Annotated in this window: 10 protein-coding genes and 1 pseudogene; all 11 read left to right on the plus strand. The window is 34.8% G+C overall.

Annotated elements, in window-relative coordinates; genetic code table 11:
* Window positions 1-11 precede the first annotated feature (11 nt).
* The 11 genes and pseudogenes from N8M20_RS06270 (at window position 12) to N8M20_RS06320 (ending at window position 11,039) form a co-directional block, all read left to right on the plus strand.
* Complete coding sequence (locus tag N8M20_RS06270; RefSeq protein WP_261079457.1) at window positions 12-1,694, plus strand: ABC transporter ATP-binding protein; 1,683 nt, start codon at window positions 12-14, stop codon at window positions 1,692-1,694.
* Between the two features lie 350 nt (window positions 1,695-2,044).
* A pseudogene (locus N8M20_RS06275) lies at window positions 2,045-2,653 on the plus strand (Type 1 glutamine amidotransferase-like domain-containing protein).
* A gap of 179 nt (window positions 2,654-2,832) precedes the next feature.
* On the plus strand, window positions 2,833-3,570 hold the full coding sequence (locus N8M20_RS06280; protein ID WP_261079458.1) for a CPBP family intramembrane glutamic endopeptidase: 738 nt from the start codon (window positions 2,833-2,835) through the stop codon (window positions 3,568-3,570).
* A 359-nt stretch (window positions 3,571-3,929) separates the two neighbouring features.
* On the plus strand, window positions 3,930-4,547 hold the full coding sequence (locus N8M20_RS06285; RefSeq protein ID WP_261079459.1) for an RpiB/LacA/LacB family sugar-phosphate isomerase: 618 nt from the start codon (window positions 3,930-3,932) through the stop codon (window positions 4,545-4,547).
* 189 nt (window positions 4,548-4,736) lie between these two features.
* Window positions 4,737-5,507 carry an alpha/beta hydrolase gene (locus N8M20_RS06290; RefSeq protein ID WP_261079460.1) on the plus strand — a complete coding sequence of 257 codons (771 nt, stop codon included), beginning with the start codon at window positions 4,737-4,739 and terminating at the stop codon, window positions 5,505-5,507.
* Window positions 5,508-5,608: 101 nt separating this feature from the next.
* Window positions 5,609-6,409, plus strand: coding sequence for an ADP-ribosylglycohydrolase family protein (locus N8M20_RS06295; protein WP_261079465.1), 801 nt, complete (start codon window positions 5,609-5,611; stop codon window positions 6,407-6,409).
* A 122-nt stretch (window positions 6,410-6,531) separates the two neighbouring features.
* Window positions 6,532-7,413: a diacylglycerol/lipid kinase family protein gene (locus tag N8M20_RS06300; RefSeq protein ID WP_261079461.1), complete on the plus strand. Its 882-nt coding sequence runs from the start codon at window positions 6,532-6,534 to the stop codon at window positions 7,411-7,413.
* Between the two features lie 63 nt (window positions 7,414-7,476).
* The gene (locus N8M20_RS06305) at window positions 7,477-7,968 is read left to right on the plus strand and encodes a phosphoribosylanthranilate isomerase (protein WP_101784909.1); all 492 of its coding nucleotides are present in this window, start codon (window positions 7,477-7,479) and stop codon (window positions 7,966-7,968) included.
* Window positions 7,969-8,144: 176 nt separating this feature from the next.
* A complete protein-coding gene (locus N8M20_RS06310) occupies window positions 8,145-9,887 on the plus strand; it encodes a glycoside hydrolase family 13 protein (RefSeq protein ID WP_261079462.1) in 1,743 nt (580 codons plus the stop codon).
* A 119-nt stretch (window positions 9,888-10,006) separates the two neighbouring features.
* Window positions 10,007-10,318, plus strand: a complete 312-nt coding sequence (locus N8M20_RS06315; RefSeq protein ID WP_000420556.1) for a hypothetical protein — start codon at window positions 10,007-10,009, stop codon at window positions 10,316-10,318.
* A 4-nt stretch (window positions 10,319-10,322) separates the two neighbouring features.
* Complete coding sequence (locus N8M20_RS06320; RefSeq protein WP_261079463.1) at window positions 10,323-11,039, plus strand: alpha/beta fold hydrolase; 717 nt, start codon at window positions 10,323-10,325, stop codon at window positions 11,037-11,039.
* Window positions 11,040-11,264 lie beyond the last annotated feature (225 nt).

The following is an 11,264-nucleotide window of genomic DNA, read 5'->3' on the forward strand; positions in this document are numbered from 1 at the left end:
GTAGATTAGGAATGAAACAATTGACAAAGTACCATAAGAAATCTTTTTATACTTTCATGATTTTTAATATACTAGTTCCTTTAACTAATATTGCTTTTGCTTATTCTATTAAAATTATAATTGATAGTGGAATGTCCCAAAATAGGGAAGCTCTAACCCAAGCGATACTAATAGGTGCTATCGTAATATTTATCTATGCCAGTCTTAATTTTATATCCCTTCGATTAAGAAATAAACTTGTTAGGCAGATTATGTCAAGATACAAAAATAAGGTGTTTAAATCTATTTTAGATAGGGATTATAGAGAATTTTCTAAGGAAAAATCAGGGAAATTTATTTCAATATTAACTGAGAACATGAAGAAAATTGAGCAGGATTATTTGCACCAGTATTTTAATATTTCAAAAAATATTTCCTTAATGATTTTCTCACTAGCAGCCATGTTTATAGGTAATTGGTTTTTGACCTTATTAGTTATCATTGCTAGCATTATTCCTATGATGATTTCAGGATTTATTGGACAAAAATCAGCCTCTCTACAAAATAGTTCTATGATAGCCGATCAGAAATATTTAGCTAAGGTTAAAGATATTTTAGCAGGGTTTCTCGTTATAAAAAGTTTTAATGTGAAAGATGCTATCCGTCAAGATTACAAAAACGAAAGTGAAAAATTGGATGAGATATATTTCATCAAAGGGAAATTTGATATTTTATCTAATGTTATTTCTCAACTTTCAGGGATGATTGTTTTTTTAGTAGCCTTTGGTGGAGGAATGTATCTGGTCTTCGGTGGGCATACCACAATTGGGAGTGTTACAGCTATTGTTCAACTAGTCAATTTTGTAGTAATGCCACTAAATGAAATTGGTATGGGAATGAGTAAATTCCGCGAAGGTCAGGCTACACTGAATTCATTTGAGGTAAAAGATGTAATCGAACTTCAAACTGGTAAAACGAAAGAATATTTTGATGATGTCATTTCTTTTTCAAATGTAGATTTTTCCTACCCTAATGCTGAGGAAAAGATTTTTAATAATTTATCTTTACAGATCAAAAAGGGGGAAAAAATTGCAATAGTAGGTATGTCAGGTAGTGGAAAATCAACTTTACTCAATCTATTACTGCGTTTCTATGATGTAACAAGTGGGTATATCTCAATTGATAATCAAGATTTGCAAGCTATTTCAGCAGAGAGCCTTTATAACTTAATGACTATTGTTCAGCAAGATGTTTATATCTTTGATGATACTTTAAAAGCAAATATTACCCTTAGTCAATCCTTTACTGAAGATGATATAAAAAAAGCTGTACAGCAGTCTGGCTTAGAAAGTTATATTTTAGAAAATGAATTAGGTCTACAAACTTCATGTGGCGAGAATGGATCAAATCTATCTGGGGGAGAGAGACAGAGACTTAGTATTGCGCGTGCTTTAATTCGAAAAACACCAATCTTATTATTAGATGAGGCTACCTCGTCTTTAGATAATAAAGTTACTACTGAAATTGAAAATTCAATTTTAGAAATTCAAGATTTGACGGTTCTTGTTGTTACGCATAAGTTAAATAAGAGCATGTTGAAAAAATACAATAGAATTCTTTTTATGAAAAATGGAGTTATTGTTGAAGATGGTTCTTTTGATAACTTGATGGATAGGAAAGGTGAATTTTATAAATTGGTTGAGTTGAGTGTGTAATTCTCTTTCGTTTTATAGTATAATTCTATAAAACACTCTATTACTTTCATTTTATAATATATATGTTGACTAGCACCACATGTTGAGGCGGTATCACTGCTTGTACGATCTGAGGCATCAGCGAACTAGAAGTAAATGATCTCCCATGCGATAGAACTCGTAGAATGAGTTGGGAAACCGACGAAATGATACGGTAAGTCCGAATCGTATAGTATGTAGTATTGCTGGTGCGATCTTAGTCAGTTTATAATAAAATGATATGTTTAATGATGTGTTTTAAGAAAAAATTATAATTTAGAAACGTGAATAAACTTGTTTAAACTTTATGTATCTTTAGAAAGTGTGAAAGATTGGACGAACAAATTTTTTTGATGGGGGGAAATCCGCCGATAAAGAACCATACGATTGTTAATAAAATTGTGTCATCAAGGAAGATTGAAAGAATTGTTATTTTTACAGTTTTTCGAGATAATTGACAACCCTATATGAAAAAGTACACGGAAGTTTTCCAAAGTCAATTTCCTAATCTAAACACTGATTACTTACTTTTGGACACTGAGCAGATTGATTTTGATATCTATTTAGATGCTGATCTAATCATCATCGGTGGAGGAAATACGGAAAAATATATATCTACTTATGTCAATCAGGAGTTCAAAAATTATATCGATCATATGCTTAATAAAGGGGCAAAAGTTATAGGGTTTTCTGCAGGAGCCCTATTATTAGGTGAAAAAGTCTATGTCTCACCTAATGATAATTTAGATCATCAGATAAAGATAAAAAATAGATTAGGAGTCTTTAGTCAGTTTTTAATTAGTGTCCATTATGATTCCTGGAATGATAAAGTAAATAAGGATAGAGCTGAAGAACTCGTTAATGTTCCCATAATTCCACTAAATGATCATTCATGTCTTGTATTAGATAAACTTGGAAACATTATTGAGAAAATTGACTAGTTTTAATCATGCGAATCTGAATCTACGAAACTAAAGTATTGACGAAATGAATAATGAAAAGCCTTGATTGTAAGGCTTTTTTGTGTTTTTATGATAGAATATAGGTAGTTATAATCGAGAGCAACTAAGAAGCAGTAAAAAAATATTATACGTAGAATAATCAAGATTAGGAAGATAAAATGACAGAAATTGACAAAAAGAATTTGAAAAATTATCTTTATTGTACATTTGGAATTACTTATATAGCTTGGGGGGTTCTTGCTCTATTTACACAATCTCATATTTTTGGATTAGAGACGTTTATAGGGAGAATATTACATATAGTTGGTGCACTTGGACCAGCTATTGCAAGTGTGTTTTATTTGAAAAGTAATAATATAAAATTTAAACATTTTGTATTTAATAAGAAAGAAAATAGTAGTATTTATTTCATTATTCATTTGTTAGCAATTTTGATACTATTTTCTGTATCTTCCTTAGAATTAAATGGAGTATCAATTTATTTGATGCCATTATTCTTTATACAACTAATTTTTTTTGGTGGTGGACATGAAGAATTAGGATGGAGAGGAATATTACAGCCATTACTTGATAAAAAATATACTTATTGGCAATCTAATTTGATTGTAGGTTCAATCTGGGGAATTTGGCATCTGCCTTTATGGTTTATAGTTGGAGAAAGCCATCAAGGATTTCCTTTTATTTTATTTTTTATATATACATTATTTTTAAGTTTTGTTTTAGGGCTTCTTTATCGTCAAACGAAATCTGTGGGGTACTGTCTATTATTTCATGCATTCGCAAATTTGTTAAATCTCTATTTTGTGTTAAAAATTAATCTTATTTTTATCATCATTTTTATTGGTTATTTGATTTATACGATATTGGCTAGTAATAGAATTAGTAAGGAGAAGTAATTTCAACTTTAGATTAGTATATCCATTATTGAAAGTAACGATTTGCTAATTAGATGATCTATGTTAGAGAATTTTCTATTATAATTTAAAGTGGAGTGATGAATGTCGTTTCTTTTGGAAGTGGCGAAAATCTTTCCGTTCCACAGTATCATTCTAAAATGATTTTTATTTCCTTTTGTTTATTATATAAAAGAAAAATTTTATCATATGTGGAGGCGGTAGTTTTGATGTCAAAAGTTGCAACCAGTGAATAAATGAAGTGTAGAAAATAAAGGCTTGTTCAATTCAATATATGATGAATTACCGGCACCCAAACCAAAGAAAAAGAAATAATTAAATTAGAAGTAGTAGGTGAAATGATGAGAATCGGAGTTATTCAAGCAAGTTCGCAAGCGACTAAAAATCAAATAATCTATGATGCTGTATTAAAGTATGCTCCAAAGAAATCTGAGGTTATAAATTTTGGCTGTACGATGGAAGAAAATGAAAAATATTCGTATATAGAGATTTCTATTCTTATAGGTATCTTGTTGGCAAGTAGGACAGTTGATTTCGTTGTTACGGGCTGTTCTTCCGGACAAGGAATGATGCTTGCTTGTAATAGTATGCCTGATGTCATTTGCGGGTATGCACCTACACCGAATGATGCCTATTTATTTGCTCAGATTAATAATGGAAATGCGATATCATTACCATTAGGTGAAGATTATACATGGTCAGGTACTGAAAATCTTGAAAGAACCATAGAAGCTCTTTTTTCGGAGTCATTTGGGCAAGGATACCCCAAGAGTGAGGCAGAAAGAAAGGTAAGAGATGCCGAGAAACTTAAAGAAATAAGAAGAATCGGGCAGGTTAAGTTTGAAGAATTCGCAAATGTACTAGATATATCATTGTTTGAATCAATTAAGAGGAAACAGGATGTAATTCAAAATGTAAAGGCGTATGGGAAGAAAGAAATAGCTGATTTAATGAAATGAGTAAATCACAGTTTGTCGGGGTAATGCCTTTTAACGATAACCTTATGCTATCGTTAAAAGGTTTATAGACATGTTCACTTGGCATACATAGTGTTCACTCGTTTTATGTCGAGTGTGTGATACTGCTTTTAAGTGCTGATCGAACAAGGAAAATTAGCTAGTGAAAGTCCTACAGTAAGGAGTTTAAACATGAAATTCCATGAATTTGGTGATAAGAATTTGCCTCCTATTTTACTGATACATGGTGGTGGCAGTTCTTGGTGGAATTATCTTCGTCAAGCACAAATCTTAAAAGAAGAATACCGTATTATTCTACCCACTTTGAATGGCCACGGCGAGGAATATCAACTTGATTATGTTTCTACTGAAGATTCTGCTTTGGAGATTCTAGACTATATCAAAGCAAACTGTGGTGGGAAATTGTTTGCAATCGGTGGTGTTTCACTTGGTGGTCAAATTGCCATGGAGCTTTTGTCTTTAGACAGTGAAATTGCTGAGAAGGCCATCATAGACGGAAGCCTCTGTATTCCTCAACCAAGGTTAGCTAAAATCAGCATCTTTCTAGTGTCTCTATTTGGTAAACTGATGTTCAATAAATTCTCTTGCAAACTTCAGTTAAGCATGATGAATAAACTCTATCCTAAACTGGCTTATCCAGAGGAAATAAAAGCTTATTATTTGGAGGATCTGCCAAGGACGCCTGTCAAAACATTGGTGACCATTTACAAAACCTATATGGGGCATTACAAGCTGAAAGATATGATTTCTGCTAGCAAGGCTCAGGTTCTGTATATCTATGGTCAAAAAGAATTGAACTGTATGAAAGAATCAGCGAAATTATTTCATCAGCTACATTCAAATACAATTTTGTATGAAGCAAAGGGCTATAACCACGGCTATTTATCAGCTTACCTGCCTCAAGAGTGGATTGATTTAGTGGCACCGTTTTTAAAGAGTTAACCATTGGGAATGTGTAATAAATCTGATATGTCACAAGGAGGTATCTTATGCTCGGAGCAATTATTGGAGACATTGTTGGCTCGGTTTACTAGTGGAACAATATCAAATCAAAGGACTTTCCTTTATTTCGGAAAGACTGCTTTTTCACAGATAATACGGTTATGACCTGTGCTGTCGCAGAAGCAATCATGAATGGTGAGCAAAAGGATGACTTTATTGACGCTATGAAGAAATATGGCAGAATGTATCCGGATGCTGATTATGGTGCTCGGTTTAATGCATGGCTAAACAGCGATAACCGTGAGCCTTATAATAGCTTTGGGAATGGATCAGCTATGCGTGTTGCTCCCTGTGCTTGGGTCATGGACTGTAGTTTTTATGCGAGAACCGGAATGTGGCCATCATCTAGAGAACTTGCTAGTCTTTCTGCAGAGGTAACTCATAACCATCCAGAAGGTATCAAAGGTGCCATGGCTACAGCTGATGCTATCTTTCTATGTCGATTTTATTTTGGTGGTTATTGTAGCGAATATGAGCAACCAATTAACGACAATCCTACCGAATGTAAAAAACGGATTAAGGATTATATTGAGCAGGAATACGGCTACAATCTATCTCAAACTTTAGATGAAATTCGCCCTACATACCGTTTCAACGAAACATGCCAGGACACTGTACCTCAGGCCATTATTGCCTTTTTTGAAAGTACAGATTTCGAAGATGCTATAAGAAATGCCATCTCACTTGGTGGCGACAGTGATACACTTGCTGCAATCACTGGCAGCATAGCAGAGGCAGCTTATGGTATTCCTGATTGGATAAAGGAAAAATCCTACTCTTACTTGGATGAACCCTTAAAGGATGTACTCAGGCGATGGGATAATAAGGTTGATGTAAAATAAAAGAGTTTCAATCTCTAGTACTTCATATTTCTCTTTTCCGTATTTTCATTGTATAATGGTAGTACATTTACCTGCATACGATGTAATATAAACATTTCTTATGAATATTAAGGAGAAAATTAATGAAAAAAGCAATGATAATTATCAACCCTACCTCTGGTGGTGAGAAGGCTTTGGATTATAAGGTCAAGCTGGAGAATAAGGCAAAAGATTATTTTGAGCTCGTGGAAACTAAAATTACAGAAAAAGCTCTGGATGCAACACATTTTGCTGAAGAAGCTTCTCGTGAACAGTACGATGCAGTAGTTGTTTTTGGTGGAGACGGTACTGTCAATGAAGTTATTTCGGGAATTGCTGAGAGAGACTACGTTCCTAAGTTAGGTATTATACCTGGTGGGACCGGTAACCTCATTACAAAACTTTTGGAAATCAATCAAGACATTGATGGCGCGATTGATGAACTGGATTTCAACTTAACCAATAAGATTGATATCGGAAAAGCGAATGACAATTATTTTGGTTATATTTTTAGTATCGGTTCTCTACCTGAGGCGATTCACAATGTTGAAATCGAGGACAAGACAAAATTCGGTATTTTAGCTTATGCTGTAAATACCATGAAGTCTGTCATGACGGATCAGGTCTTTAATATTAAGGTTGAAACAGAAAATGGAAATTATGTTGGCGAAGCTAGCCATGTTTTGGTTCTCTTGACAAATTACTTCGCTGACAAAAAAATCTTTGAAGAAAATAAAGATGGCTATGCTAATATTTTGATCTTAAAAGATGCGTCTCTATTCTCCAAATTATCCGTCATTCCTGATTTATTGAAAGGCGATGTTGTCGCAAATGATAATATCGAATATATAAAAGCGCGAAATATTAAAATTTCTTCAGATAGTGAATTGGAGTCAGATGTTGACGGGGATAAGTCAGATAACCTACCTGTAGAAATCAAAGTCCTAGCTCAGCGAGTAGAAGTATTTTCAAAACCGAAAGAGTAGAAGGTAAAAATTAGTTTATTATTCACAACGAAATTAAGTTCTATATCAACGATTGGAGGAGGAATGAATTCTCTATTTGATGAATTTCGAACAATTTGTTCTCATTTAAACCAAGTTGGAATCACTCCGACGCTCATGGGGTCTTTGGGGTTTGAATACCGATCAAATGAAGAATGGGGGCCGTCTGACATTGACATTCATGTGCCTGGTGACCCTAGAGGTTGGGAAGCACCCGATCATCTCAGAATTTATGAGTGGGATAAGATAATGAAAGTGATGAAACACTTAGGCTATGACTTAATAGATATTCATGAGCATGAATTCCAAAAAGATGGTCTGAGTGTTGAATTCGGAAGTATCGATTCTTTACCTGATTTTGCTGGAGTTTCGGAATCGGATATAGAGTTGATTCATCTCGAAAACATCACTTTTCGCGTTCCAAGTTTGGAACAGTTTTTAAGTATTTACAAGGCTTCTTCCCAAGATTCTTATCGAAATGAGCACAATAACAATAAGGATTTTAAAAAGATAGAGTGGCTGGAAAGACATTTGTGAATCATCATTTGAAAAGTAGTTGGTTGTAAGGCTGACTGCTTTTTTATTTATAGAAACAATCCACTCGAAACTACGGGCAAACCTTGCAAATAAAATACGAAAGTAGTATACTGGGATTACGATTATGAAAACGTTTGCGCAACAAGATAAATAAAAGTGAATTAGGAGACAGAACAATGGAATTAACAGCCATTTACCACAGACCCGAGTCGGAGTATGCATATCTTTATAAAGACAAGACAATGCACATTCGTATCCGGACTAAGAAAGGGGATATTGAAAGCATTATCTTGCATTATGGGGACCCTTTTATCTTTATGGAGGAGTTTTATCAAGGTACAAAAGAAATGTCCAAGATAACTTCTGATGCCATCTTTGATTATTGGCAGGTTGAAGTGTCCGTTGACTTTGCACGTATCCAGTATCTCTTTGAACTCAAGGATACAGAAGGCCAAAGCATTTTGTATGGCGATAAAGGTTGTGTGGAAAATTCTCCAGAAAATCTTCATGCCATTGGAAATGGATTTAAGTTGCCTTATATACATGAGATTGATGCATGCCTGGTTCCTGACTGGGTTTCAGATACGGTATGGTATCAGATATTTCCTGAGCGGTTTGTTAATGGAAATGCTCTATTAAACCCAGAAGGGACTTTAGACTGGAATTCATCTATCACACCTAAGAGTGATGATTTCTTTGGTGGTGATTTACAGGGGATTATTGATCATCTGGATTACTTGCAAGACTTGGGCATTACTGGACTTTATCTCTGTCCTATCTTTGAATCTACGAGCAATCATAAGTACAATACGATGGATTATTTTGAAATTGACCGTCATTTTGGGGACAAGGAGACTTTTCAGGAACTGGTCGAGCAAGCTCACCAGCATGGCATGAAAGTCATGCTGGATGCGGTATTTAATCATATTGGTTCACAATCTCCTCAATGGCAAGATGTTGCCAAAAATGGTGAACAGTCTGCTTATAGGGATTGGTTCCATATTCAACAATTCCCAGTGACAACTGAAAAGCTAGTTAATAAGAGAGACTTACCCTATCATGCTTTTGGTTTCGAGGACTATATGCCTAAGCTAAATACAGCCAATCCAGAGGTCAAGGAGTATCTTTTAAAGGTTGCGACTTATTGGATTGAAGAGTTTGATATTGATGCTTGGCGTTTGGATGTGGCTAATGAAATTGACCATCAGTTTTGGAAGGATTTTCGCAAGGCAGTTCTAGCTAAAAGGCCTGATCTTTATATTTTAGGAGAAGTCTGGCATACGGCTCAGCCTTGGCTAAATGGCGATGAGTTTCATGCGGTCATGAATTATCCTTTATCTGATAGTATCAAAGAATATTTCTTACGAGGAATTAAGAAGACAGACCAATTCATCGATGAAATCAATGGCCAATCTATGTATTACAAGCAACAGATTTCAGAAGTGATGTTTAATCTTCTAGATTCGCATGATACAGAACGAATCTTGTGGACGGCAAATGAGGATGCTCAACTGGTCAAATCAGCCCTAGCCTTTCTCTTTTTACAAAAGGGAATACCGTGCATTTATTACGGAACCGAGTTAGCTTTAACCGGAGGACCAGACCCAGATTGTCGACGTTGTATGCCTTGGGAACGTGTATCAAGTGACAATCATATGCTGAACTTTATGAAGAAGCTAATCAAGATTCGCAAACACGAGTCAGCAACCATTCAGCATGGCAAGTATAGTCTCCAAGAAATCAAACCTGATCTAGTAGCTTTGCAGTGGAAATACGATGGACAAATTCTTAAAGCTATCTTTAACCAATCAAAGGAAGATTATCATTTACAAAAAGAAGCAGTAGTACTAGCAAGCAATTGCCAAGGATTAGAGAATCAGCTTGTCATCTCTCCAAAAGGATTTGTGATTTTTCATTAAAGAGCAATTAAGAGTGACAGGAAAATTGTAGGATAGAGAGCATTTTACAAACAGACTATTTGTCGTCTTGCTACAATTGGTATATAATTTAACTTAAAGAAAATAGGAGGACTAATCGAATGGAATTAAAAGATTTTACAGAAAAAGAACAGGAAATGATTAAGAAGGGGCTGACGACGTCTAAGATTAGTGACAAGGAAACTGCTGAGAAGATTCTTGCGCTAGTACCACAAGACTTGATTAAGCGCATTCCGTTTTTCGTCAGAAAACATGCTACAACACGTACGATTAAACGCATTTCAATTGAACACCCTGAGCTCTACGCTGCAGCTCAAACAAGTGGTGAGATTCCAGAAAAAGAACGCGAAGAATTGCGTCAAATTATCACGACTATCTTTGAACAAAAGATGAATAAGCATAGTATTAAGTAGTTGGATGAGGACATTTTTTATTGGCGGTCTGGGAAGTAATATCTATCATAGCAAGGATTTTCTTCAAGAACTAGATTCGCAGGTTTACTTTCTAAACCCGTATGAAAAGCATCTTCGAGATGAAACAGAATTGAAAGCATGGTTTAAAAATGCGATTGTTGAGAAAGAATCTATCTGTCTGATAGGCCATTCTCTTGGAGGGGACTTGGCTCGTTATCTCGCATCGGAATTTCATGAAGTGAAAAAACTGATTCTTTTGGATGGTGGCTATCTAGATCTAGATAAGATTTTACCTTTAGATACAGAGTTAGAGGAAACTAAAAACTATATCGAATCTCAAGTCGTTTCGGACTTAGATTTTCTTATTTCTAAAGAGAAATCTGAAGCAAAGCATTGGTCAGAAAATATGGAGGAAGCTGTAAGACAGTCCTATCACTGGAATGCGGAGTATAATAGATACGAGTTAGCTATCAATTATGAAAATATAGAAACGATCCTCCGCCTACGAAGAAAAATCCAAGCTTTTAAGAGAGAAGTTGGAGATACCTTGTTTATCAGTCCTCGCTATCCTAATGAATCTACATGGAGAGAGGAAGCCCTAAAAGAATTGCCAGACTATGTTGATACTATTTTTCTAGAGAACTTTAGCCATGAGCTTTATACTGAAGCACCTAAAGAAATCTCTAGTCTGATTAATGAGTGGCTCGCTTATTCTCACTAAGCTACTTGTATTGCTTGAAATGGTATAAGATTTAAATCTACAAGTCACTAAGTCTCATATAACAAAAACGAACAGGCTCTTTTTGGCTCTATAATATTTGTAGTGGGTAAATCCCCTATGGATCTTATGGAGCCTATTTTTTTGTAGAAAAAAAGTCCCATAAGATCTATAATGAAAAGCGACCAAACCATCATTAGAAAGAATCATATGGAACAATTACATTTT

The organism is Streptococcus mitis (assembly GCF_946190275.1).
Lineage (GTDB): Bacteria > Bacillota > Bacilli > Lactobacillales > Streptococcaceae > Streptococcus > Streptococcus mitis_DC.